Origin of the sequence: Methylomonas defluvii, assembly GCF_033949435.1 — a bacterium.
Taxonomy (GTDB): Bacteria; Pseudomonadota; Gammaproteobacteria; order Methylococcales; family Methylomonadaceae; genus Methylomonas; species Methylomonas defluvii.
Genome location: NZ_JAXARY010000014.1, coordinates 1 through 25,332 on the forward strand (window position 1 = coordinate 1; position 25,332 = coordinate 25,332).

The window sequence follows — 25,332 nt, forward strand, 5'->3', positions numbered from 1 at the left end:
CGCAAACACGATGGTCCACCGGGTGCCAAGGCCATGTGGATCGGCTTACAGCGCTTGCGCGATTTTGTCATCGCCCTCGATGCTCAACAGGATGTCGCGATGAGATGTGTATAACGATGAGCGCGGCGCGTGGGAACGAGATGAAAGGGAGGAGCGCAGGGAATAAGCAGCATCCGGGTCGCCTTTTCTTTGGATACTTTCTTTTGGCGACGCAAAAGAAAGTATCTCGGTTGTCGGGCCGACAAATCGGCAGGATAGCCGATTTGCATACGGCCGCACCCGAAGGGCGAAAAACAAGGACGTTTTTCGTGAAACCGACATTAAAACCAGCCGTCGCGTTAGCGACACCAAAACATTGTTTTTGCAAGACGACGCAGAGCGTCTAGGGATGCGTTACCACGCTGGAGCGTGGGAACGATGAAAAAGATGATGAAATTTGTTGCTTTTGAACAGAGTATCTACATGGCTACGAGTCACTCTCAGGCCTGCCCCATGCTTCAGCATATATTGAAGCAGACCAAGAATTGAAATCTTCTCTAAACTTCTCGAACTCATAAATTTCTTTTTCCGTTATAGAAAGGTCCATAGGTTTTTTGGGATGAACAAGAGCATTACGGGATTTATATATCTCCTTTAACCTTGTCCAGCGCGAGGAATCGAATTCCCAAAGTAACTTTGGATAAATCGAACCTAATATCTTTATAACTGCTTTCAGTTCATCCACCGGGGATACTATTTTTACCCTTGATTTGATTTCACCATTATTTCCAACATTCCATTCTGTACCGCCCAAGAAATCGAGCACCTCTGGAGAAAGCGAGGAATGAGAAATCAAGTGGTCATTTGTTTTTAGCTCAAGTTTAAGCAAATAAACTCTAGCCTCAAAAAATGTGCAAAGGCAACGTAGATACGAGCGCCTCCAATACTCTATGTCTTCGCCAATCTCTATACCTACAAGACAACGTTCAATGTCGTCATGTAATGGACCGTAGTACTGTAATAAGTCATGGATTGGCATCAAGCTCATGCTTTACGGACTCCTAACAACTAATTATATGGTTTCCATATATCATTCATATCTGCTATATGGACGGAAAAAAGCCATCAACCCGCCCTCTCAATCATCCCCTCAGCCTGCTTAGCAAACGCCTTCAAATCGCCTTTCTTGACCGTGGCGCGCGGAATCACAATCGCTGCATCGATATCCACATAGATGTAAACATAGTCTTTATGCTTCTCCACCCGCAACATGTCTTTCCAGGGGGTCTTACTTTTACCGCCGGGGGCGCGTTCCTGTAAAAACTCCGGCTCGATGCTCAGCCAATGGATACCGAACAGGGCTTTTTTTTCCGCTTCAGTGTATTTGTTGAAAAACTGCCGGCGCATGTCCATCTTCATGATAAACGGCGAAGCAAACGACCAGACCAGCGCCAGTATCGTGATATAGGCAGTGGTGGTCATGTCCACGTAATACACGTAATAAAACAAAGCAATCGCCATCATGACGCCGGGGGCGAAGATACGGTTTTGGCGGATTTTTTTCTGCATTTCCGGGTCTTTTTTTAGCCTTTCCTCATTAAAGTGGACCAGGTCTTCTTCGCGGAATTCGTATTCGATTTCTAACATGTGTATCGCTCGGTGGAGTTGTGGGTTAGTGCATTTTCATTTTGGCGTGGGTACTGCGCCGGAACAGATTGGATAAGGTCAGCATCGCGGTGCGGAAGTAGCCGTGGATGGCCACTTGGTGCATTTTGTACAAGGACAAATACACGCCATAGGCAATCAAGCCGCCGACGCTAACCGTGCCCATCAAGCTCCCCATCAAGGAACCAACCGTACTGAATTTACCCAGCGACACCAGCGAGCCATAATCGCGATAAACAAATTTCGCAGCCGGTTTGCCTTTCAAGCGGTTGATGATGGTTTTGGCCACGGTAGAGGCCATTTGGTGGGCGGACTGGGCGCGCGGTGGCACGTTGCCGCCGTGGCCGACCCATTCGCAAGCGGCGCAATCGCCGATAGCAAAAATGTCGGGGTCGCTGGTTTGCAAAGTTTGATCGACCACTAATTGATTGATGTGATTGGACTCCAAACCATCCAGGTCTTTCATCCAATCCGGGGCTTTGATGCCGGCGGCCCAGACTTTTAAGTCCGCGTCGAACACTTCGCCATCGTAAGTGTGTACCTCGGTTTCGGTGACTTCCGTGACCTTGCGGCCTAGTTTTAACTGGATGCCCAGCTTGATCAATTGCTCCTGGGTGGCTTGCGACAGCCGTGGCGGCAGGGCTGGCAACAATTTAGTCGCGGCTTCAATGATGGTAATGTTGACGTCTATCGAACCTTCCAGCCCGTAGGTTGCCAGTAGTTTGGTCACTTCGTGCAACTCGGCGGACAATTCCACGCCGGTGGCGCCGGCGCCGATGATGACAATCGACAACGGCTTGTCGCGCTGGCGGCTTTGGTTGGCGTAGGACTGAATGTAATAGGTTTCCACCAACTGTTTTTGAAAACGGAAGGCCTCCTTGGTGGTATCGATAAAGCGGCAGTATTTATCGACGCCCTTGATGCCAAAGGTATTGCTGACACTGCCGACTGCCATCACCAGCGTGTCGTACTTGAAGCGGCGTTGCGGAATGATCTCTTCGCCTTTCTTGTTGGTAATCGCGCTGACGATAATTTCTTTATTGGCCCGATCCAAACCTTCCATTCTGCCGAACAAGAAGCGGAAGTGATTGCTGTGTGCTTGGGCCAAATATTCGATTTCCTCGGCTTCGGCTAGCGTGCCGGACGCCACTTCGTGCAGCAAAGGTTTCCAGATATGGGTGGACGCGGCATCCAGCAATGTAATTTGCGCCTTGCCGGCTTTGCCAAGTTTTTGCCCCAATTCGGTGGCCAACTCCAATCCCGCCGCGCCGCCGCCAACAATCAAGATTTTAGGTAATGCATCCGCCATGTCTCTTCCCCTCAAGTGCTGTTTACCGCGTCGGCAAACAAAAAAATCGCTATCCCGGCCTTAGTTGTCTATTTCCTGATGCCGGCATTATAACCAAACCTGTTCGGGCTGACCGATTTTGACGGGATGAACTCGCGCCGGCAACGGTCGGCTATTCGGAAGACGGGAAAGGCGCTGATAAAGCAAACGGATTTTAACGGGAGCTTTAAATTATGCTTAGATTATTGCCAGTGCATGCGCGCCAAATAAATTACGCCCTGTGGAGTTATCGAATGCCGCGAAACCAACTAATCCAGGCACTTGCCCATCCAGGTTTTTTATTGATTTTACTCAGCCTGCTAGCGGGTTGCGCATCCGAGCCGCCGCAGCCTTCCATGCCGGCCCGGTTGCCGGCGTATCAAAGCAACGCCGCTTACAACAAGCCTTACACCGTCAAAGGCATCACGTATTACCCTTTGGCATCGGGGAATGGTTACCGGGAAATCGGCTTGGCTTCCTGGTACGGCGCGGAATCGGGCAATCGTACCGCCGACGGCAGCCGTTTTGATCCGCAAGGCTTTTCGGCGGCGCATAAAACTTTGCCGATTCCGTCGAAAGTGCGGGTTACCAATTTACGCAATGGCCGTTATGTGGATGTGCTGATTAATGATAGAGGTCCGTTCAGCCCGAATCGGTTGATCGATTTATCGCAAGGCGCGGCCAAGCAAATCGGCATCAGCGGCTTGACGGAGGTAGAGGTAAGTTATCTGGCAGCGCCGTCCGGCGCGGAATGAAGTCGCAAACCCGCTCAAGCCTCTATAAAACAACAGGAACGGGTTTGCCAGCTTTCAATGTGCTGCTATTAAATGGATTTTACTGTTACCGCAAAACGCTGCTTGCTGTTGCCGGCTAACTTGAACATAGCAACCACCGAACCAAACAGCCAAAACGCCCCGGGTAGCGGTACGACTTGCACGGGGGCGTTGATGGCATCGGGAGCGAAATCGGAGATTTGTCCAAAACCCGCCGGCAGAGCCCCGTCGCGCGGCCAGAGATTCCAGGTGTAGCTCGATTTGGCAAGACCATTCGAGGGCAGCAAGCTCGCGGCAATGTCGGCAATCAACTGGTTGTCTTTAATTTTGGCGGTCCCCGCGGCGAAGGCCGTAGTGGAAGAAGTCGGTGTCAACAGGCTTACCACGCCGCTGCCGTCCATGTTGAAACGCACGACCGAATCGAACAGTACTTGCGGCAAGCCGTTTGCGGTAAACCGCCCGGTACCGGCGCCCCGATCGAAGCCCCAAATGTAGAAACCGGACGGCGAGCCGCCGAGGTTACCGGCAAAGGTACTTTCGAAATGAAAAAGATCGCTGGCCGGATTGTAAGTAACCGAGGCACTGATCACATCCAGATCGCCGGTCTTACTGCCGAAATAAGTTGCCAGATAATCGCCGGCGGCATCATGCACGGCACTGGCATTCGCTGGCGCCGCACCGATTAACAAAACGGCGGCAATTACTGTTTTAGCAATGTTTAATCTCATACTTCTATCCTCTGTCGATAAGATCATTAAGGTACAGCTAACCAGCGGCAAGCCTCAGGTTGGCTGCGATTTTTGTTCCATGGGAACGATGCTGCTGCGTCGGCATTGACCAACTGCCGAGGGTGAATGCGGCTCTGCCTTGAGGCAACATAGGGGACTTGCTCAAAGCAAATTGCATTCCGAGGTTAATTCCGCCAAGTAGTTGCCAAGTTCAATGCGTTTGAAATTTATTTTTCGGATAATTGGTAGAGGGATAATTTCAGCAATGCGCTGACAACAACTATCGAGTAGGCCAAAACGGGAATTTGCCGGGAGCGTTATTAACCCGGCCCTTAAATAGCATTCGCCTCAATGCCTTTGCCCGGTCAATAAACGCCGCCGATGCCGTAAACTCGTTTAGCGGTGCAGCACGATCAAATAATCACCAAACCGCGTTGAGCGTAGTTGCAGCGAGGCTTCCAAGGCCGCCAGCACCGATAGGGCTTGGTCGGTACGAAACACACCATTGACGCGGCGTTGGGCCAGTTCAGGATCGTTGATCAGCAAAAAGCCGCGATGATAGCGATTCAGCTCGGCAAGCACTTCGCCCAGGGGCCGGTTTTCGAACACCAGTTTGCCGCGTTGCCAGGCCGTAACGGCCTGGCTATCGATGTGTTGCAAATTGCCCATTCCCGATTCGGCGCTATAGGCTATTTGCTGACCTTCGGCAACCACGGTGTGCAGCGTTTTGCCGTCGGCTTGTTGCAAATCTACCGCCACGCTGTGTTCCGTGACACTGACTTCGGTTTTATCGTGATGCAGCCGGACATTAAAGGCCGTACCCAGCGCGGTCACACTGCCGTGCTCGGTACCTACCCGGAAAGGCCTGGCTTTGTCGGGGCTGACTTCAAACCAGGCTTCGCCTTGTAGCAGGGTCAATTGCCGCTGTGCGCCGTCGATATGTACTTCCAATGCGCTGTTGCTGTTCAGATGCACCGTCGAGCCGTCACTAAGATGCACGTCGCGCCTCTCGCCGAAGCCGGTATGAAAATCGGCGCGCAATATAAGCCATACCGGATTGAACAACCACAAGGCTAGGCAGCCGCCGGCTAAGGCAGGCAGCGCCCACTGCCATCGCCAAGCAAGCTGCTTGGGTTTGCTGGCGGCCGGAATCGTTATTCTCGGCGCGATAGCGTCCAGCGCTCCCCATAACTCGCGTAATTGCTCGTAAGCCTGCCGATGCAAAGGATCGGCAGCCAACCAGCGGGTAAATTCGGCATGCTCATTAGGGCTAAGTTTGCCGCTATCCAGCCTGACCCACCAGTCGCGGGCAGCGGCTTTAATCTCGGCAGAGATTTTCATTGCCTATGTCCATTTACAGCAGACAGGCGGCAATGCATCCTGCTGCGTAGCGGTGAGCGATAAAGGCTGAAGTTTTTCATCGGGCGCAATTCAGGGTTGGTGGCTCGCCATTATAGGACGCATAACCCTGTGAAAACAGGAGCGAATCAGCTAAAAATCGTCGTGTTCTTGCAAGGAGGCCAAGGCATTGCGTAGATGCTTTTCCACCATATTACGGGATATGCCTAGGCGCTGGGCGATTTCGGCGTGGCTCAGTTCCTCGAACTTGCGCAGCACGAAAACCGTCCGGCATTTGGCGGGGAGTCTATCTATCGCCGCGACCAAGCGGTCCAAGCGCTCGCACGCCAGACTGATTTGCTCCGGATCGATACCATCGCTAACCTGCAAGGCCGCGTCGCCGGTATCGTCATGCTCTACATGTTGATTGCGAGTATTGCGGCGGCGTTCGTAATCAGTGGCCAGATTGGCGGCGATGCGATGCAATAAGGCGCGCGGGTTATCGGCCTGCTGCCACAAATTGCCGGTAAACATGCGTTGGTAGGTCTCCTGCACGATGTCGGCGGCGGTATCCAGGCAGCCGCAGCGTCTAAACATCACCCGGCGCAATTCCTCGTCGTAAGCCTCAATCAGGCGGGAGATATGAAGAGCATTGCTCATGGTTAGGATATGCGGATTTTGGTGTCGTTAATTGGGCGAACAACCAAGATTCATGCCAGAGCACTAAAATAGCGGTATTTAGGGCATTTGGCGGCAAATTGCCCGGCATTACCGGAGCAACACGCTACAAATAATGCGGGATATGACCTAATTGAAAAAGTTATTTAACATAGTTAATTTCCATCCAGCGCAGTTGGAGCCGATAGCTTATTAACCCGGCAGTATTTTATCTCGGGTAATCCGTCCGGGCTGAGCTCGTCTGAGCCCAGGTGAGTGCGTCCATCGACAGGCTGAGTTCGCTCAAGAGCATAAGGCGAACGGTTTTTAAGAGCCCTGTCATAACACTAGAAGCAGCACCACAACGAACTCCGCATTTAAAATACTGTAATCAAATGCCTCCTCCAATGTAGCCATCCGCTGACATTCCTTTGCAAAATCCCAGGCAGGCCAAGTTGCAACCGTGTCGGAAATAAGACAAAAACCTGCACGGGAATATAGCTTTTAGCGCTAACTGACTGACAGGCAACTAAGTTATGGTGTTATCCACAAAAGCTGTGGATAACCTTGGGGATAAAAAGTTTTTTCGCGCTCTAAATGCCTAATTTTTGGGGCCTTTGCTTAAATTGACTCAATTTTAGACAACAGTTTATACAATTTAAAATCAATAACTTACATGCAATATACGAACATTAGAGCCCAGGACCAGGCAGTCTTTGGCCGCCGACAGTGTCAAGTAGTTTTTTGTGCATAATTAAAATTAATCCCTTGCATTTTTGCCTAAATAATCTAACCGTTTTCCACCTGAAAACCATTCTAAATGTGCCTGGGAGCATTCATCTTATTGTCATTAAATACCCAACAATTGCCGTATCGGACACAGGCTGTTATTCGATGGCTTTGACCAACGTCAATATCGTCAACAAATCGAGAATGACTGGTTGATTTGGCAGACCGTTACCAGCCACAAAGGAAATGATTTGGACAAACCCTCAACTTAAGGTTTTTTCGCAACGTGCAGCATAAACAGCCCAGTTACGAAACATCCAATACTCAAGAAAAGAAGCTGCCGGCATCGACATGACCCAGCCTATACCTGCTAAGACCGGGGTGCGCCAATGATGGGTTGTTAGGCTAATGACGGACGTTTATCAGTAAGAACCGACGTAGGTTAAGCCGCGTTTTATTAACTTTAATTCGGCATAGCGACCAAGACTGCTCATTCATCGCAAAAAAAAACCGGTAGTCAAAACAATTGACTACCGGCTTGGGAGAAACAATGAATAAGCTATTGCGCGGAGCAAATTTTCACACCCCGCGCTTGCATTGACCGGAAGTCATTTTCAAAGTTCCATTTTAATTTGAAGCTATTACTCCCACTCTATCGTCGCGGGCGGCTTGCCGGAGATGTCGTAGGTTACGCGGGAAATGCCCGGTACCTCGTTGATGATGCGGCGTGAGATTAAATCCAGGAAATCGTAAGGCAGATGCGCCCAGCGCGCGGTCATGAAATCTATGGTTTCGACAGCGCGGATCGCCACCACGTAATCGTATTTGCGGCCATCGCCCATCACACCCACCGATTTGACCGGCAGGAATACCGCGAAGGCCTGGCTGACTTTGTGGTAAAGATCGTGGCGATACAGTTCTTCGATAAAAATTGCATCGGCCTGGCGTAATAAGTCTGCATATTGCTTTTTGACTTCGCCGAGGATGCGTACGCCCAGGCCGGGGCCGGGGAAGGGATGGCGGTGGATCATATCGGCCGGCAAGCCCAACTCCAGACCGAGTTTGCGTACTTCGTCCTTGAACAATTCGCGCAAGGGCTCGACCAGTTTCAACTTCATGTTTTCCGGCAGGCCGCCGACATTGTGATGCGATTTGATCAAATGCGCCTTGCCGCTTTTGGCGCCGGCCGATTCGATGACGTCCGGGTAAATGGTGCCTTGCGCCAGCCATTTGGCGTCGGTGAGTTTGCCGGCTTCTTCGTCGAAGATTTCCACGAACAGGCCACCGATGATTTTGCGTTTTTGTTCGGGATCGCTAACGCCGGCTAGTGCCGCCATGTAACGGGCTTCGGCATCGACGCGAATTACTTTGATACCCATATGTTGGGCGAACATCGCCATCACCTGATCGCCTTCGTGCAAGCGTAGCAAGCCGGTGTCGACGAACACGCAGGTTAGTTGCTCGCCGATAGCGCGATGCAGCAAGGCGGCGACTACCGAAGAATCGACACCGCCCGATAGGCCCAGAATGACTTGATCGCCGCCGACTTTTTCGCGGACTGCGGATATGCTGTCTTCAATGATATTGCTGGCATTCCACAACGCTTGGCAGCCGCAAATTTCCAACACAAACCGACTCAATATCCGGCCACCCTGCTTGGTGTGCGTCACTTCCGGATGAAATTGCAGAGCATAGAAGTGTTTGTCTTCATCGGCAATGCCAGCGATCGGCGCGCCGTCGGAGCTGGCGATCAATTTGAAGCCGGTCGGCAATTCGACGACGCGGTCGCCGTGACTCATCCAAACATCCAGTAAACCGAAACCTTCCGGCGATGCATGGTCTTCGATGTTCAACAATAACTTGGAATGGCCGCGGGCACGAATCTGCGCGTAGCCGAATTCGCGGTGATCGGACGATTCTACTTTGCCGCCCAGCTGCTCGGCCATGGTTTGCATGCCGTAGCAAATACCCAAGACCGGCACGCCCAACTCAAAAACAATTTGCGGCGCGCGCGGGGTGTCGCTGCTGGTCACGGTTTCCGGGCCGCCGGAGAGGATGATGCCGTTGGGTGCGAAGTTTTTGACTTCATCGGCGCTGCAATCGCAGGAGTAGATTTCGCAATACACACCAATTTCGCGGATGCGGCGGGCGATCAATTGGGTGTATTGCGAACCGAAGTCGAGAATCAGGATCTTGTCGGAATGGATGTTGGTCGCGTGGGATGACATGACGGGAAACCTTTCAAAAATGTAGGGTGGGCCGACTAGCGTACCCACCGGAAAATCTAAGTGACGAGCGTACTATAAGCCCCGATACAATTGGTCAAGCAGGCTTTTATTGTTATCAAAACCTTTGACGTCCCGACTTTCGAACAGCGAACGACTCATGCGTTTGATAAACCGTAAATAGGGCGCCGCGCGCATGTAATGCCGTAAATTGGTATGGCCGCGTACAATCGCGGAGATTCGTTCGGCATTTTCTGGGATTCCCCAACCCATGACTTGGTCGGCCGGGTGTTCGGCTTTTTTGAAAAACAGCGTGACATTGCCGCCGTCTTCGGAAAACACATGTCTTTCCTCAATTAAACCGGCTTTTTCACCCATGCGCCGCAGTGTCGCCAAATTGAAATTGTACAGATGCGCCTCATGAAAAGTGCTGCTCGGCGATTGGCAAGTGGCCTCGATATTCGGTACTTCCACTACTAACACGCCGTCAGCTTTCAACAGGCTGCGCAACTTACCTAAAACAAAGAAAGGATCTTCGGTATGTTCCAGCACATGCCAGATAGTAATAACGTCGAAACTGCTTTCTTCGAACCGTGCGTCTTGAATAAAGCCGAACTGCAAATTCAAATCGTACTGCGCCGCCGAATACTCACCATACCCCTTGTTCGGCTCTATGCCGTGCAGATCGTGACCCAGCGATTTGATTAAATACGCAAACTCGCCGCCGCCGGTGCCCACATCCAGTAGGGATTGCGGTTTGTGCAGTAGGTGTTTGATTTTTTCATGCCTGGTCAGCGCAACTCGGCCGGCTCGCAAGATATGTTTGGCTTTGGGGGCGTAGGTATTTTTGTATGCCAGCCGATAATCTTCTTCGTAAAACTGCCGAGGATCGTGCGGAAACGGATCGCTCCAGACCAGTCCGCAGTCCTTGCAGATGACGCTGCGCAACTCGGCGCCGCTGCGGCTGCGCATGGATAACACGGCAACATGGTTGCCGCCGCAAAGATTGCATGGAGTTGAGGAGGTTTCGGACATTGAGCTATTTCTGTGATTTGTGTTCGATTAAAGCGGGTCGACGCGAAAGAGCAGACCCGAGAGCAACAGCCTGAGGGCCGGTTTTAATTCATATGGTAATTCGGCGCTTCCTTGGTAATCGTCACGTCATGCACATGGCTTTCGCGCATACCGGCACTGGTGACACGCACAAACTGGGCATTGTCATGCATCGCCGCAATCGTGCTGTTACCGGTGTAACCCATGCTGGAGCGGATACCACCTAACAATTGATGCACAATCGCCAACACGCTGCCTTTATAGGGCACCCGGCCTTCAATACCTTCCGGCACCAATTTTTCGACTTGCTCGGTATCTTCCTGGAAATAGCGGTCACTGGAGCCCTGCTGCTGCGACATCGCACCCAAAGAGCCCATGCCGCGATAAGATTTGTAGGATCGGCCTTGGAACAATTCCACTTCACCCGGCGCCTCTTCAGTGCCGGCAAACAATCCGCCCAACATCACCGCATGCGCCCCGGCCGCCAAGGCTTTGGCAACGTCGCCGGAATAGCGGATGCCGCCGTCGGCAATCAGAGGTACGCCTGTTCCTCTTAACGCATCCGCGACATTGCTAACGGCAGTGATTTGCGGCACGCCGACACCGGCGACAATCCGCGTGGTACAAATAGAGCCCGGACCGATACCCACTTTGACGCCATCAGCGCCGGCTTCGACCAATGCCAAGGCGGCCGCAGCGGTGGCGATATTGCCGCCGATCACCTGAACTTGCGGGAAGTTTTGTTTTACCCAGCGCACTTTATCCAGCACGCCTTGCGAATGACCGTGAGCGGTATCGACGATGATGACATCGACGCCAGCTTCCACCAACGCGCCAACCCGTTCGCCGGTATCGGCACCGGTGCCAACCGCCGCACCGACGATCAGTCTTTCCTGTTCGTCCTTGCAGGCTTGCGGATTGTCTTTGGCTTTTTGAATGTCTTTTACAGTGATCATGCCGCGCAAATGAAAGGCATCGTTGACGACCAGCACTTTCTCGATGCGGTGCTTGTGCAGCAAGTCTATGACTTCCTTGTGCTTAAACGACTCATGGACCGTCACCAGCTTGTCTTTCGGCGTCATGATCGAACGAATCGATTCGTCCAGCCGGGTTTCGAAGCGCAAATCACGGCTGGTAACGATACCGACCAATTCTTCACCATCCACCACCGGAACACCGGAGATGTTTTTAGCGCGGGTTAATTCCATTACCTCGCGAACCGTCACGTTGGGAGAGACGGTAATCGGGTCTTTGATCACGCCGCTTTCGTATTTTTTAACCCTTCTGACTTCCGCTGCCTGTTGCTCGACAGTCATGTTTTTATGGATGATACCGATGCCGCCTTCCTGAGCAATCGCAATAGCCAGGCGGGCTTCGGTCACTGTATCCATTGCCGCGGACACCAGCGGGATGTTCAGCTTAATTTTTCGAGTCAGCTGGGTTTTTAGTTCGACTTCGCGCGGCAGTACGCTGGAGTGGGCGGGCACCAATAAAACATCGTCAAAGGTGAGAGCTTCTTGAATGATTTGCATAATCACACCGGGTGGCTAATCGTAAATAAGCCAGCCATTGTACAACTTAACCTGCAATCCGAAAAATCGGAAATAGTCAATGGTATTTAGGTCCGTGCTGGTTTTCGCTTGAGAGTGCCGCCACAATCGCTAAATATTCGCTGGTATTGGGCTTATGCAGGAAAACTCCCAGCACGCCCATCGCACTGAAAATATACAAGGTGTTAAATCCATCGCCGAGAAAGAACATCGCGAAGCCGAACAAACTTACGAGTTCGATCAGAAACTGCGTGACTATTATCGTAGACAAGTAGCGCTGCTTAGCGGTTTTCGGTCCCGGCATGGTTTGATTCAGACGCAGCAGGATGTGCCGCAGCAGTTTAGTAACAGGAAACAACAAAATCGCTAAGCCGTAGAGCACACTCCTGATCAGCACTCGCTGCGCTTCGTCAACGCCTAGTTGCAATTCGCTGGCCCAGAAATGGCAAGTCAGGTTGTAGCCCACTATCGCTAGCAACGCGCCTGCACAGATAAGCCAGTGCGGACGCAAATCTTCGGATGATGGCTGGGTTTGAACGGACATCAATAACTCCTAACGAGCGCGGTTACGGTAGTCGCGGAGGATAACAACAAACGCCACAAAGTCATAAACGGCATGAATCACCATGGGCACCAGCAGATTGCGTTCACCGCCATAATCCAGCATAACCCCCATATACAAGCCCATCAACATCGCTAAAACCGCGTAAAGCGGCGTGACCGCATGCACCAAGGCAAACAGCACATTGCTAACCCACAAACCTACACTCGCACCCCAGCCATTTTCCAGCCAAGGCTGTAAAAACCCGCGAAACAGCGCTTCTTCGGCAAAGCCGGCAATCGCAGCCAGTATCAGCAAATCGGTCCAATGCCGATATGCCAGCCTAGCACCCAAGGTTTCCAGCAGTAATTCGCGAATCTTTTGGATGGGCGGATAGCTAAGCTGTTGCATCGCAAAAAACAATACCAGTAGCGGCCCAGTTGCGAATAAGCCAATCCCTAATGCTGCCTCGGAAAACGCCAGACTGGCGAACGGGTCGAGGTCGGCAAGCCAGCCCAAAGCCAGCGCCAATACCGCTAAAGAACCCTCGAAATAACAGGCAATTCTGAAAAAAGCGTTTGAAGCGGCGGGCTGGTTTTCCATGATGTTGGGCATTAGGCAAACGGGGACTGAAAATTCTAAACAAAAACCATTAGAATTGGCAGCATTAGCGATCACAGGTCATCATCATGCAATGTTTCATCTATAAAAGCCTGAAAAAAGACGAACTCTATTTATATCTGGACAAAAAGGACGACTTTTCCGCCGTACCGGAAGCCTTGTTCAAAAGCCTTGGCCGCTTAACATTTGTGATGGAGTTGCAGTTGAGCCCGGATCGCAAATTAGCCCGGGAAAATCCGGAAAAAGTCATTGCCAGCCTGCAAAGCAAAGGCTTTTTCGTGCAATTACCACCGACATTGATCAGTGCCATGTCGGCGTCGCTGGACAAGCAACTGCACTGAAATCGGGCGCGCCATATTGGTATATCCGTGCTAACATGGTCACAAAAAATCTTTATCGGAAAGCACGGTTTTTGCTCACTTATTTAGTCAGACCAGGATACGCACCACATGTCAGATAATCCATTAGCTTACGAAGACGCAAAGTCTAAGGGCATACTTTGGGGTTTTGGTTCGCTGTTAGGCGTTGTTCTGATTGTCATGCTGGTGTTAGGCGAATGGTGGAGCCGCGAGCCCGAGCAATTCAGCGTTCAGGACGAAGCGATCGAACGGATGAATGTCACGCATACCGATCAAATGCCGATTGGCTACGTGTATGCCAACACGCTGGCGCATATCGCCGACGTGATTCTGTTCAAATCCGGCGGTTACCTGTCCAACGACGTGGCGCCTCCCGGTCTGTTTTGCGATAACATTCAAAACTTCGAATACGGTGCACTGGTCATGTTGCGCGACGGCACCACCGCATTACGTAACCATTTCGCCCGCGACCAATCGCAATCCGCGGAAGACCCTGATTTGGCAAAAGCCGAACCTTACTTTTACTACGAACGCAATTCCTGGGCTTTGCCGTCCACCGAATCGGAATATGTAAAAGGTATCGAAGCGCTGCACGCTTATATGGTACGCCTGCAAAACCCGTCTTCCACTTCAAAAGCCGCGCAGTTCCACTCCAGAGCGGATAACCTGTGGCAATATACCGAGGTTGTCATCAAGCGACTCGGCGGTCTCTCGACCCGCTTGGCGGCCAGTACCGACAAATTTTCCGGTGCAACCCACGGCGACCCATCCAATCCGATCGACATCAATATGCCGACCATCGGCCAAACGCCCTGGATGGAAATCGATAACGTATTCTACGAAGCGCGCGGCTCCTGCTGGGCGTTATTACATATTCTGAAAGCCATCAAACACGATTTTTCCGACATTCTGTTGGACAAACGGGCGATGAACACCTTGGACAACATGATCCAAGCGCTGGAAAACGCCTTGTCGCCAACCTTGAGCCCGGTAGTATTAAACGGCGACGGCTTCGGTATATTCGCCAACTATTCGCTGGCGATGGCCAACTACATTGCTCGTGCCAACGCGGCTGCGCTGGACTTGCGGGACGTGATGAACAGAGGTTAATGCCATCATGCAGGAACAAATTAACGAAAATCTGAAAAAAATCGAGACCTGGAAACGTATCATTTTCATGCTGATTTTTGCGGCCATCGATAGCTTGGTTAAACTATTATTGTGGCTGGTGATTTTGTTGCAGGTGGGCTCGGTGCTGTTTACCGGTGACGCTAACGCGAATATCCTCAACTTTGGCCGTAGCCTGTCAACTTACCATTATCATATTTTGCTGTTTTTGACGTTCAATACCGAGCAGCTGCCGTTTCCGTTTTCCGATTGGAACGAAACCGCCAAACTGGAATTGATCGGCAAGCAGTGATTTTCCATGGAAGCAGCGCCGCGCAAAATCATCCACATAGACATGGATGCATTTTATGCGGCGGTTGAACAGCGCGACTATCCCCAATTTAGAAATAAACCCATCATTGTCGGCGGCAAGCCCGATTCGCGCGGCGTAGTCGCCACCTGTAGTTATGAAGCCCGCCAGTTTGGCGTACGTTCGGCCATGCCTTCCGCGCATGCTTACCGACTCTGCCCGCAAGCTATTTTCGTTAAGCCGCGTTTTGATGTGTACCGGGAAGCGTCCGAGACTATCCGAGGGGTTTTCGCTCGTTACTGTGAACGTTTCGAACCCTTGTCGCTGGACGAAGCCTATCTGGATGTTAGCGATAGCGAGCTTTATCAAGGCTCGGCGACTTTGCTGGCTAAGCACATCAAACAGGAGATACACCGGCAAACCCAGCTGGTGGCGTCCGCCGGTATTTCCTACAATAAATTTCTCGCCAAAATTGCCTCCGACCTGGGCAAGCCGGACGGCTTGTATCTCATTACACCCGAACAAGGCCCGGCGTTTGTGGAAAATCTGGCTATAGGCAAGTTTCACGGCATCGGCCGCGCTACCGAACAGAAAATGTACGACTTGGGCATCGTTACCGGCAAAGATCTAAAACAATTGCCGCTGGCGGAATTACAACGGCATTTCGGCAAAGCCGGCCAACATTATTACAATATCGCCCGGGGTATTGATCCGCGCCAGGTTAACTCCAATCGAGCCCGCAAATCGGTGGGTATCGAAACCACGTTTGATCACGACATCGCCGACCTGAGCACCATTCTGCGCTATTTGCAGGATTTGCTGGAAAAAGCCCTAATCAGATTGGCCGAAAAAGATATGACGGCCTATACGCTGACCGTGAAAATCAAATATCAAAACTTTGTGCAAATTACCCGTGGACGCACCTTGGCGGAACCGATCAGCAATAGCCCGAACACTAGACTGCTATTGACCGAATTACTGAAAAATACCGGCATCGGCACCGCCAAAGTTCGATTACTGGGTGTGACCTTATCCGGGTTGGAAAATGGCGATAAGCGCTTGGGTCAGTATAGGCAGATGGATTTGTTCGACCTGGGCTGAAGCGGATTTGCCATAATACGAGGCTATCATCGGGGCAGTTCCTTTCTTCAAGATAGTGGCTTTCACGACAGTCTTAATCGGGGTGGGGGATTTTGCGGCTCAACAAGCTTTGAACCCACCGGAAATACTTCGGTTTCAACATTGCGGTTTCAAATATTGTCAAACTTAATGTCATTGGCTCGAAAAATTAGCGCGGTGGCGGAAATGCGGCAGGCCGAATGGATTTTTATCTGCGGATTCCTTATCCATCTCGGCATCGTGTATCCGGGCTTCATGTGTTATGACGCGGTCAATCAAATCCTTGAGGCTCGCGAAGGCGTCTATTCCGACTGGCATCCGCCGTTAATGGCTATTATCTGGCGTTTCACCGATAGCATCCTGCCGGGCCCTGCGGGCATGCTGTTTCTGCAAATTAGCTTGGTGTGGACCGGCGCCTACCTGAGCTTTCAAGCCTTTTTTAAGCACTCTGGAAGCAAGGCCTTAGCGCCATTGCTTTGCGCAATATTATTTTTGCCGCCTTTGTTCGGTATCAGCGGCGCGATTTTGAAAGACATGCTGATGTGGGGCGCGCTATTCACCGCTTTCGGTATTGCCGGGCATATAAAAAATTATGACGAACAACTCCCGCGCATTGCGTTTCTAATGTTCGCACTGACAGCTTTGGTCTTATGGTTAGCCATCCTGATCAGACACAATGCCTTTTTCGCCACAATCCCCATACTCAGCTTTGCGATATATCGCCTATATCCCAAAAACAGCCTATTCGGCTTGGTACGCGCAGCCGTTCCCGGCGCGGCGTTTACGCTGGTGTTATTTGTAGCCACCGGAGCGATAAACAACCGGCTTGCCGACCGGCATACCTTCCCCTGGGTCGCCAACGCCTCATTTGATATAGCCGGCGTTATCAAACGGCTTGAAGATAAAAGCCGGCAACAAGCTATTTTCGATCAATTGGCTGGTAGCCTGAATTCAACGGGTTCCGTCGAACCTTTGCTAAAAGCCTATACGCCGATGTATTGGCGGGAGGTTTTCCGTACTAAGCCGCCCACTTTGCAGCTGCCAAAAAATTCGATGGAATCGCAGATCCATGGCTTTGAAAGCCTCTCCGACCTGCAACGGCAAACGCTGCATAAGTTGTGGATACACACCCTACTCGCAGAGCCGGTTTTATGGTTACGTCACCGATTGGCCGTATCGAAATATGTCTTGGGTTTGGTGCCGGACAACAGCTGGAGCCCGGTGATAATGGCTAAAGATTTTCCCAGTGACTTAGAACAAGTCTATGGTTCCCATCCGCAAGCGACCAAATTACAGGAGTGGCTGGAGGCGGGTATGTCGAAGTACGTCGAATACTGGTTTTTTCAACCCTGGCCTTATTTTATGCTGACAATTTGTCTATTTTTTGCCGCTGTGTTTCGCCAAGTAACAGCCAAAATCGAAGTCATTTGCCTAACTTCCAGCGCCATCTTACATGAGTTGGGTTTGATGTTGGCAGCCCCTTCACCCGATTTTCGCTACTCACACTACATGGTTTTTTGCAGCCTGCTTAGTTTGCTGTTGCTGGCGCGTCCCTGGTTGGCAAAAGCCAAATAATAATTTGGCGTTTTGCAGTTTGAGCGTGCCAAACCAAACCGTCTCTGTTTCAAATTTACAGTCAATCGCCAATTTCTTTAAGATTATGCCAGTAGAGAATGACGGTTTCTGGAAGTGATGAATTGTCACAATCGACCCAAACTTGACGGTCGCACTTCTCCAAACCAGTCAGTCAGCTAAATCCAGCGCCTGGGAACTGGAGATCTACAAAGCGGTCATTGGCGACCGCATCCAACGGCCAATTTTGCGACATCCACATATAGAGGGTGCCTGCCAATATCGAGCCCTCGCCATTTCGGCAAACACAGAGTGAATCGCCCCGGGAATCTCGGAGGCTCCAACCTTTGAGAGAATGGAGCAATGAAAGAGAAAACGTCAAACCAATATTCATCGGAAATCCGTGAACGAGCCATTCGCATGGTGCGAGAACATCAAGGCGAATACCCATCAGAATGGGCGGCGATTCAGTCGATTTCGGCCAAGTTTGGCTGTACAGCTGAAACGCTACGTCGCTGGTTGAGGCAAACCCAACCAACCACTAGTACAGTCAAAGCAATGTCCGGCAGCGAAGTGGAGCGCATTAAGGCGCTAGAACGCGAGAACCGTGAATTGCGCCAGGCCAACGAGATTCTACGCAAAGCGCCGGCATATTTTGCGCAGGCGGAGCTCGACCGCCGGTTCAAGTCATGAAAGCGTTCATCGACGATCATCGCGAGGGTTATGGGGTCGAGCCAATTTGCAAAGTATTGCCGATTGCCCCATCGACGTATTATTTGCATGCTGCGCGCAAAGCCAATCCCGAGCTTCGTTCGGCCCGCGCCAAGCAGGACGATATCCTGAACCAGCAGATTCGGCGCGTCTGGGATGAAAACTTCCAAAACTATGGCGCGCGAAAAGTCTGGAATCAGTTGAAACGCGAAGGCTGGGTCGTGGCCCGTTGTACCGTGGAGCGCCTGATGAAAAACCTAGGACTTAAAGGTGTCAGGCGAGGCAAAACCATCAAGACGACGATCAGTGACGCTGACGCGGAATGTCCCTTAGATCGCGTCAACCGGCAGTTCAGCGCCGAGCGGCCGAATGCCCTGTGGGTGGCGGATTTTACCTACGTCAAAACCCGGCAGGACTTTGTCTACGTGGCCTTCGTGATTGATGTGTTTGCCCGCTACATCGTCGGTTGGAAAGTGTCGTCTTCCGCACACACCGACTTTGTGCTGGATGCGCTGGAACAAGCACTGCATGACCGGAAACCCCAGCGCGACGGTGGCCTGATCCATCATAGCGATAGGGGGGTGCAATATGTTTCGATTCGTTATACCGAGCGTCTGTCAGAAGCCGGCGTTGAGGCATCCGTAGGCAGTGTGGGCGACTCTTATGACAATGCCTTGGCCGAAACCATCAATGGTCTGTATAAAACTGAGCTGATTCACAAGCAATCGTGGAAAAACCGCGAAGCCGTCGAACTCGCCACCTTGACCTGGGTTGACTGGTTTAATCATCGACGGCTGTTAGGACCGATTGGTAATATCCCACCCGCCGAAGCCGAGGCCATGTATTATCAACAACTTTCCGAGCCGGCTAAGGCAGCATGACTCACAACAATCAGCCTCCGAGATTCCCGGGGCGATTCACTGTGGGCAAACCTGCATTTATTGTTCTGGTTATCGTTATTTCCGTTCACAACTGCCTGGATGGGGGAAAATCACTTTGCGGCTATACCAACGATGGCTTACGGAGTGGTTCTATTGATGGCAGCAATCGCTTACATATTAATACAATACCTCATCATCGTTTCACAAGGGGCAAATTCGCTATTAAAAAGAGCTGTCGGTAGCGACTGGAAGGGTAAATCCTCACCATTGATTTACTTAATAGCGACACTAAGCACGTTTTGGTCGCCATGGTTAGCTCAAGGGCTTTATGTGCTGGTCGCATTGCTATGGTTAGTGCCAGATCGACGTATTGAGAACGTGATGTCTGAATATTAAAAGGATTTTTGATTTGCCAAGCAAATGACCAAATAAAACTGGGCTTTTCATTGTAACCTTCAACAATAAATTGAGTTGGTGAAGGTCTGCTCAAGCCTATTTGAAGGTCAGCTATTGAGAAACATGTATGGCGGCTTTCTGGCAGATTGGTTCAGCACCAATTAAAACAATGGTTTGCGCGTCAATTTTTCTTGAAAAACTGCAATAATCAGAGGTTTCCTAACCCCTTTAAACGCCATAATCGGACTTTTGATTTAGTTTTGCCTAACCTGTGATTTTTTAAAAACCCATCCGCAGACTTTTCAATACTTCTGCCACTTCGGGTTTTGCGGCCGATGTGGGTGGGAATATAGCGCAGATGGTGCGACGAATTTCCGGATCTGACAGATAACGAACTCGAATCTGATCTGCATTTTTGGTGATGGTGAATTCCGGCATTAGCGCAACACCGATTCCGGCGCGTACCATACTCAGTATCCACTCTTCGCTATTACTTCTATAGGCAGCATAAAGATTGACCTGCCGCCCCTGGCACACACTCCTCAGTGTTTCACGCAATTCACAGTTCAGGCGATCCAAGTAAGGTTCAGCTTGTATGGTCGCTAAATCAATTTGTTGCATTTGATTGAAACGGTGTTTGTCGTTGAAGACAACGACATAGCGTTCTTCGTAAAGCTCTAAAGACTGGTAATGCTCTGCCAGTAAGGATGTTGGTGCGCTGATAACTAAATCCAGGCCCTCTTCATCAAGTTGATTCAATAGATTGCATTCACTGTCGACGACTAATTCCAGTTCTACATGGGGTCGTTCTTGCTGAAAGTCAGTGAAGAATGGACTTAAATGGTGTGCGGCAATTGTCGTCATCACGCCGATGCGAAGTGGCACAGTATTTAAGCGGCTGAAACGCACAGCCTCAGCTTTGACAGCTTGCGTCTTGCGCACTATTTCACGTATAGAAGGTTCGACCAAACGTCCTAAAGCCGTCAACCGACATCCACTGCGGTCTCGGCTAAATAGCTCACCGCCAAGTTCATCTTCCAATTTCTTAATTGCTTGGGTCAGCGAGGGTTGGGCCACATAGGTTGCTTGTGCAGCGCGAGTGAATGAACCTTTATCGCAGACGGCCAGAAAATAGCGTATTTGTTGCATTTCCACAGTTTGCCCCTTTTTGAATAGGAAAAACCTATTGTTTCATAGAAAATTGGTATTTTACTATTTTCCTAACTCATTATTTAATATAAACGTCCAATCAAATAAATATTCAATATTCCTATGAAAACTGCAAAATTAATCGTAATGTACCCTACACCAACAGATTTAAAAACTTTTGAACGTCGTTATGCTGATGAGCATGTGCCGATGGCTGTCGAAAAGCTGGCCGGCAAAACACGATTTGTCGCCTCATTGATTCTTTCCAATGCAGACAAATCTGCAGCGCAGTTTCATCGGATTGCCGAGGTTTATTTTCCATCCCTCGCCGAATTAGAGGCTTGTCTGAATTCACCAGGCGGCCAAGAAACAGCTCAGCATGCCGTTGAGATTTCTAGCGGTGGTGAGCCGTTGTTTCTGATCTCCGAGGTGGAAACCTTTGATTTCTAATCCGACCATCGGATTTAACATAATCACAGTGGAGGCAAATCAATGTCTAACTCTATCAAACTAAAAAAGGTGGCTTATAAGCGCATTAGGTGGCTGGGTCTGCTGCCTGTTGTCTTTTTGGTTGGATTAATGCCAACTATTGCCCAAGCGCATCGCGGTGCGCCTGACGAGGCCGATGCTTGCGTTACGAGAGTTGGTTTTGAACGAGTCCATTTCACGGCCTATACCCCGACTCTGTCAGGGGATCGGGAATATTGCAGCATCATTCCCGAAATCGGCCCAACTAATTTGGTGTTCGACTACGAAGGTAAAAGTCTGCGCAATGTCAGCGTGGAATTCGAAATCACCAAAGAACCTGAAGGGCAAAGGGTTTTTTATCAGCAGCCGAAAAAAGTTAAAAACGGCACTTTCGATAGTATGGTCGATTTTAGTCAATATGGTGCTGGTAATTATTTGGCACACATCGCTATTGTCGACAAGGATAAGCGTCTTGATACTCATATTCCGTTCTCTGTTGGCCTGGAATCGGTTCCGGGAAAAGGCTATATGCCGCAGATTGTGATGATCGGAAGCTTGTTGTTGCTGGCTTATATAGTAATGAAGTTAGCGAATAAGGAAGCGCCCAATCACTCACCTGGGGCATGAGCGAATGGTGCAGGCGAGTCAAACGTACTTAGGGGGAATATGACTATGAATATGGCTCAATTAAAGGTTTTTCTTTTAAGAACCAATTCTTGGCAGAAAGTGCTATTCGGGTTACCGATATTAGTAATGGTTGTCATGCTTTTGATGGATCATAGCGGCGACTCGGTAGAATTGGGGCAGGCCGTGTATCGACCTGAGATGCTGCAACGTCTTTGCAAAGCTGATCAACTCAGTGGAGACGCTGGAGAGACTTATGGTGAAGAAACCGAAAATGGCATCAAATACAATGTCCGCACACCAGCCAATTATGATGCATCCGTTGCCCACCCACTATTACTGGTATTTTCTCCGGCCGGATCGAATCGGGCTAAAACCGAAAAAACAACTGGGTTCACTTTTCCTGCTACCCAAGCCGGTTTCATCGTGGCCTATGCGGATCACCCGGAATTATCGCCCAGCACTACCGTAGAATTAGGCACCATTCCCAGTTTAATGGCCAAAAAGTGGTGTATTGATGAAAAACAGGTCTATGTTACCGGGCATTCCGATGGAGGGACTTCGGCAATGGCATTAGCATTTATGACTGGCACACGACACATCCCACGTGCCATTGCGCCGAGCGCAGCAGGGGTTGCATATGATGATTTGCGCGACCGCAGATGCCCCGAGCCCTTGCCGGTTATGATCATGCACAGCAGCAAGGATCGCCTGTTTCCTGGTTATGGTCAGCAAGCGGTGGGTTGGTGGGCAGCTTGTAATAAATGTGATCCTATTCCGGATAAAATCGCAAATGGTTGCTCCTCTTATTCAGGGTGTGCCGGGGGCGTAAAAACGTTGTACTGTGAAGGTGATCAAATCCATTCACATTGGCCCGAGCGAAGTCAGGATATTGTCGAGTTTTTTGTGTCAGCGACTCAAGTTAGCCCACGGGCAAAGTGAAATTGGCTCCATATGAATCGTAATGGGTGCAAAGGTAAACCCGAAAGCAAACGGTCACCCGGATTCCTCTCGGGTCTGCCAGCTCCTTTTTGTGGCTGAACAGTTGGTTGACAACCGACCTGGACGTATTGAGCCTAGAGCCATCAAACGACGACCCAAAACGTAGCCGAATACCGGACAGCCGATTGGGTTACATGGTGCCTTAATTATTAAAATGGGATAGCTACTCCGAGCGGCGGGTTTTGGCCGATTCAAGGCGTTCAATATCTGGACCGGGCATTAAAATGCATAGCCGGTTAGCGATATACGGCGAGCGGACGGCGAATAGCCTGTCTATAATATGCAAATTGATGATTTTATTGCCGATAAATCCGATGTCCATCTGTCTATCTTACCGCCGCGCTTTATTACTGCTGGTTCAGATAGTGGCGGTTGCCATGCTCAGCCAGCTTACCGGCTGCGCCAGCAAAGAAAAAGCGCCGCTGACGGTATTACCCGCTCCCGAAGGCGGCAACCGGATCGCAGCGAATGATGCGCTGCAATTGCAAGGCGCGCCTTATGTTTACGGAGGGGAGTCGCCCAGCCAGGGCTTCGATTGCAGCGGTTTGGTGTATTACGTGTATAACCGTCAGGGCGTGCACCTGCCGCGCGACACCCAATCCTTAGCCAGACAATTGCCGGCCGTACAGCCCGAGCAAAAACAACCGGGCGATTTGTTGTTTTTCACTACCGAGCGGCCGTTTTCGCATGTGGGGATTTATATTGGCGGTGAGCAGTTCGTGCATGCACCGAGTAGCCGGACCGGCCAGGTGATGGTTTCCGACCTCAGACAGCCGTATTGGCGGGAACGCTTTATCGGGGTGCGCCGTCCTGTGGCGCGTTATTCCTTGTCGCTGAACGACAGCGATTACAGCGGCTGCCGTCTGAATTAATCCAGCCAGCGTACCACCGCATCACGCTGTTGCCGGGTCTTCGGCCGCGCCGGCGGATTTTTCCGGTAGCCAAACGCCACCATATATGCCGCGGACCAGTGTTCTAAATTTACGTTGGCGTCTTCCGCCAAGATCCGTTCTACTTCCAAGCGCTCGAAACCTTCTATCGGACAGGAATCAATCCCTATCAGCGCCGCCGCCGTCATCATATTCGCCAGCGGCAGATAGGTTTGCCGAGTCGCCCAGTCGGTCAGGGTGCGTTCGGAACCCAGTAAGTCAAAATCGCTACGCTGAAACTTCTCGATCAAGCCGCTGCGCAATTCGATGATGTCTTCCGGAAACTGCTGCACCTGGCGCATGATGTGTTGCAGATAGGCGCTGTCGTAGCGCATGAAATGGCTTTTCCGCACCAGCGTCAACACCACATGGCTGGCGGTAGGCAACTGCTTTTGCCCACCCCAGGTAACCGCCCGCAGTTTTTCCCGTAATTCCGAATTTTGTACGACCAAAAACTGCCAAGGCTCCAGCCCAAACGAACTGGGCGAGAGTCTGGCAACTTCCAAAATAAAGTCGAAATCCGCGCCGGCAATTTTACGTTCGGCGTCGAATTCCTTACAGGCATGACGAAATTGAAATGCGTCGAGAATATCCTGTTTGCTGATGCTCATGTTACAAGCTGTCGCCTACTTCACGTTGATAGAACGGCCATTTCTTCACATGCAAATGTTTTCTGATCGGTGTTTTGATCACCGATACGCAGAGTGCAATCGAGAACAGACACCATACCGCGCAATACTCGTTCGGATCGTTGGTGGTGACGTCAGAAATCCAGGGTCCGATCAAGTAGTGGAACCCTACAAAGCGCCAGGAACCGTAAATGATAGGCAGATAAAACGCCGCCAGGATGTACGAAAACGCATGCAAGCCCCAATTAAAGCCAAACAACCAAGTCACGGGTTGCGACATCAAGCCGTTCAAAGGCATTTGCCAGGCAATGTGCCACTCACCGGACACCGAGCAGGTTTGTACACCGCAAAAGCCTTCAGTACCGGGCACGCAGCCGCCGGCCCAGGCGAACGGATACATCTTGATTAGCATCGCCAACGAACTGATGGCACATAAGGTGTAAACCGTGGTTCTAATCTTTAATTTGACGCTTTCCGGAATGAAGTACATCGCCACCATATTTACGAAAAACGGTTGGAAAGCGATATGCAGATAACCGAGCAGGGTGAGCACCTGATTATTGGGGTTATCGCACAAATTGATATACACATACGTTGCCGCCTGTAGCAGTTCCATCAGGGCGAAATAGGTTAATGGAATCCACAGTTCCTTGGATTCGCCTTTGTAAGCCACGTAAACGGCGGTCGTTAAACCTGCGGCAGCCAATACGCCTGACGCTTCTCCACTCCAACACATTGAAAAATACCTTCTTTATTTTAGTTATAGGCATAGACACCTAGCTTGTAAGCGTGCCATCCAACGGCGCTTAAGTTACTGATTTAGATGTCTATGGGTTTTGCTACGGTCCGTCGTAAAGGGCGGGAATTATTACATAAACCGGACTAAATCG

At 50.7% G+C, this 25,332-nt stretch carries 26 protein-coding genes and 1 other annotated feature; of the genes, 12 read left to right on the top strand and 14 right to left on the bottom strand.

The window, feature by feature from the left end:
- Positions 1-466: 466 nt before the first annotated feature.
- The 3 genes from QLH52_RS15000 to QLH52_RS15010 all read right to left on the bottom strand — a co-directional run bounded on the left by QLH52_RS15000 (position 467) and on the right by QLH52_RS15010 (position 2,953).
- Positions 467-1,027, bottom strand: a complete 561-nt coding sequence (locus tag QLH52_RS15000; protein WP_319962108.1) for a hypothetical protein — start codon at positions 1,025-1,027, stop codon at positions 467-469.
- 77 nt (positions 1,028-1,104) lie between these two features.
- Positions 1,105-1,626 (bottom strand): YcxB family protein, encoded by a 522-nt coding sequence (locus QLH52_RS15005; protein WP_319962109.1) that lies wholly within the window; start codon positions 1,624-1,626, stop codon positions 1,105-1,107.
- A 25-nt stretch (positions 1,627-1,651) separates the two neighbouring features.
- Complete coding sequence (locus tag QLH52_RS15010) at positions 1,652-2,953, bottom strand: NAD(P)/FAD-dependent oxidoreductase (protein ID WP_319962110.1); 1,302 nt, start codon at positions 2,951-2,953, stop codon at positions 1,652-1,654.
- A gap of 272 nt (positions 2,954-3,225) precedes the next feature.
- Between QLH52_RS15010 and QLH52_RS15015 the strand changes: the two genes are divergently transcribed.
- Positions 3,226-3,726, top strand: a complete 501-nt coding sequence (locus tag QLH52_RS15015) for a septal ring lytic transglycosylase RlpA family protein (RefSeq protein WP_319962111.1) — start codon at positions 3,226-3,228, stop codon at positions 3,724-3,726.
- Between the two features lie 68 nt (positions 3,727-3,794).
- On the opposite strand, the gene QLH52_RS15020 is transcribed toward QLH52_RS15015, so the two are convergent.
- The 8 genes from QLH52_RS15020 to QLH52_RS15055 form a co-directional block, all read right to left on the bottom strand.
- Positions 3,795-4,472 (bottom strand): hypothetical protein, encoded by a 678-nt coding sequence (locus QLH52_RS15020; RefSeq protein WP_319962112.1) that lies wholly within the window; start codon positions 4,470-4,472, stop codon positions 3,795-3,797.
- 396 nt (positions 4,473-4,868) lie between these two features.
- Positions 4,869-5,813, bottom strand: a complete 945-nt coding sequence (locus QLH52_RS15025) for a FecR family protein (protein ID WP_319962113.1) — start codon at positions 5,811-5,813, stop codon at positions 4,869-4,871.
- Between the two features lie 150 nt (positions 5,814-5,963).
- Positions 5,964-6,470 carry an RNA polymerase sigma factor gene (locus tag QLH52_RS15030; RefSeq protein WP_319962114.1) on the bottom strand — a complete coding sequence of 169 codons (507 nt, stop codon included), beginning with the start codon at positions 6,468-6,470 and terminating at the stop codon, positions 5,964-5,966.
- A 1,367-nt stretch (positions 6,471-7,837) separates the two neighbouring features.
- Positions 7,838-9,424: a glutamine-hydrolyzing GMP synthase gene (gene guaA, locus QLH52_RS15035; RefSeq protein ID WP_033156915.1), complete on the bottom strand. Its 1,587-nt coding sequence runs from the start codon at positions 9,422-9,424 to the stop codon at positions 7,838-7,840.
- A 72-nt stretch (positions 9,425-9,496) separates the two neighbouring features.
- The gene (locus QLH52_RS15040) at positions 9,497-10,456 is read right to left on the bottom strand and encodes a class I SAM-dependent methyltransferase (RefSeq protein ID WP_319962115.1); all 960 of its coding nucleotides are present in this window, start codon (positions 10,454-10,456) and stop codon (positions 9,497-9,499) included.
- A gap of 83 nt (positions 10,457-10,539) precedes the next feature.
- Positions 10,540-12,006: an IMP dehydrogenase gene (gene guaB / locus QLH52_RS15045; protein ID WP_033156917.1), complete on the bottom strand. Its 1,467-nt coding sequence runs from the start codon at positions 12,004-12,006 to the stop codon at positions 10,540-10,542.
- A gap of 76 nt (positions 12,007-12,082) precedes the next feature.
- On the bottom strand, positions 12,083-12,568 hold the full coding sequence (locus tag QLH52_RS15050) for a hypothetical protein (protein WP_033156918.1): 486 nt from the start codon (positions 12,566-12,568) through the stop codon (positions 12,083-12,085).
- A 9-nt stretch (positions 12,569-12,577) separates the two neighbouring features.
- Positions 12,578-13,168 carry a CPBP family intramembrane glutamic endopeptidase gene (locus QLH52_RS15055; protein WP_033157008.1) on the bottom strand — a complete coding sequence of 197 codons (591 nt, stop codon included), beginning with the start codon at positions 13,166-13,168 and terminating at the stop codon, positions 12,578-12,580.
- A gap of 86 nt (positions 13,169-13,254) precedes the next feature.
- Here QLH52_RS15055 and QLH52_RS15060 point away from each other — a divergent pair, with 86 nt between their 5' ends.
- From QLH52_RS15060 to QLH52_RS15090, 7 genes are all read left to right on the top strand, one after another.
- Complete coding sequence (locus QLH52_RS15060; protein WP_033156919.1) at positions 13,255-13,527, top strand: YcgL domain-containing protein; 273 nt, start codon at positions 13,255-13,257, stop codon at positions 13,525-13,527.
- Positions 13,528-13,635: 108 nt separating this feature from the next.
- On the top strand, positions 13,636-14,655 hold the full coding sequence (locus QLH52_RS15065) for a DUF2333 family protein (RefSeq protein WP_020484171.1): 1,020 nt from the start codon (positions 13,636-13,638) through the stop codon (positions 14,653-14,655).
- 7 nt (positions 14,656-14,662) lie between these two features.
- Positions 14,663-14,965 (top strand): DUF4389 domain-containing protein, encoded by a 303-nt coding sequence (locus QLH52_RS15070; protein ID WP_020484170.1) that lies wholly within the window; start codon positions 14,663-14,665, stop codon positions 14,963-14,965.
- A gap of 6 nt (positions 14,966-14,971) precedes the next feature.
- Positions 14,972-16,063, top strand: coding sequence for a DNA polymerase IV (gene dinB, locus QLH52_RS15075; RefSeq protein ID WP_319962116.1), 1,092 nt, complete (start codon positions 14,972-14,974; stop codon positions 16,061-16,063).
- A 168-nt stretch (positions 16,064-16,231) separates the two neighbouring features.
- Positions 16,232-17,656, top strand: a complete 1,425-nt coding sequence (locus QLH52_RS15080) for a hypothetical protein (RefSeq protein WP_129871453.1) — start codon at positions 16,232-16,234, stop codon at positions 17,654-17,656.
- A gap of 360 nt (positions 17,657-18,016) precedes the next feature.
- A protein-coding gene (locus QLH52_RS15085) for an IS3 family transposase (protein ID WP_425257567.1) occupies positions 18,017-19,245 on the top strand; the annotation gives its coding sequence in 2 pieces (ribosomal slippage) (positions 18,017-18,311 and positions 18,311-19,245; 1,230 coding nt in all).
- Positions 18,301-18,417 (top strand) — a sequence feature (AL1L pseudoknot). It overlaps the preceding gene by 117 nt.
- A 156-nt stretch (positions 19,246-19,401) precedes the next feature.
- A complete protein-coding gene (locus tag QLH52_RS15090) occupies positions 19,402-19,641 on the top strand; it encodes a hypothetical protein (protein WP_205453084.1) in 240 nt (79 codons plus the stop codon).
- Positions 19,642-19,920: 279 nt separating this feature from the next.
- On the opposite strand, the gene QLH52_RS15095 is transcribed toward QLH52_RS15090, so the two are convergent.
- Positions 19,921-20,796 carry a LysR family transcriptional regulator gene (locus tag QLH52_RS15095; protein ID WP_205453082.1) on the bottom strand — a complete coding sequence of 292 codons (876 nt, stop codon included), beginning with the start codon at positions 20,794-20,796 and terminating at the stop codon, positions 19,921-19,923.
- 117 nt (positions 20,797-20,913) lie between these two features.
- Between QLH52_RS15095 and QLH52_RS15100 the strand changes: the two genes are divergently transcribed.
- The 4 genes from QLH52_RS15100 (at position 20,914) to QLH52_RS15115 (ending at position 23,756) form a co-directional block, all read left to right on the top strand.
- Positions 20,914-21,240 carry an EthD family reductase gene (locus QLH52_RS15100; RefSeq protein ID WP_205453080.1) on the top strand — a complete coding sequence of 109 codons (327 nt, stop codon included), beginning with the start codon at positions 20,914-20,916 and terminating at the stop codon, positions 21,238-21,240.
- Positions 21,241-21,282: 42 nt separating this feature from the next.
- Positions 21,283-21,885 (top strand): hypothetical protein, encoded by a 603-nt coding sequence (locus QLH52_RS15105; protein ID WP_064041007.1) that lies wholly within the window; start codon positions 21,283-21,285, stop codon positions 21,883-21,885.
- A 45-nt stretch (positions 21,886-21,930) separates the two neighbouring features.
- Positions 21,931-22,824 carry a CE1 family esterase gene (locus tag QLH52_RS15110; protein WP_082877685.1) on the top strand — a complete coding sequence of 298 codons (894 nt, stop codon included), beginning with the start codon at positions 21,931-21,933 and terminating at the stop codon, positions 22,822-22,824.
- A 374-nt stretch (positions 22,825-23,198) separates the two neighbouring features.
- Positions 23,199-23,756, top strand: coding sequence for a C40 family peptidase (locus QLH52_RS15115; protein WP_319962118.1), 558 nt, complete (start codon positions 23,199-23,201; stop codon positions 23,754-23,756).
- Here the strand turns inward: QLH52_RS15115 and QLH52_RS15120 are convergent.
- Together QLH52_RS15120 and QLH52_RS15125 are read right to left on the bottom strand one after the other, a co-directional pair.
- Positions 23,753-24,424 (bottom strand): NAD(P)H-dependent oxidoreductase, encoded by a 672-nt coding sequence (locus QLH52_RS15120; protein WP_319962119.1) that lies wholly within the window; start codon positions 24,422-24,424, stop codon positions 23,753-23,755. The two genes, QLH52_RS15115 and QLH52_RS15120, sit on opposite strands and share 4 nt — an antisense overlap.
- A gap of 1 nt (position 24,425) precedes the next feature.
- Positions 24,426-25,178 carry a DUF5765 domain-containing protein gene (locus tag QLH52_RS15125; RefSeq protein ID WP_319962120.1) on the bottom strand — a complete coding sequence of 251 codons (753 nt, stop codon included), beginning with the start codon at positions 25,176-25,178 and terminating at the stop codon, positions 24,426-24,428.
- Between the last annotated feature and the right edge of the window lie 154 nt (positions 25,179-25,332).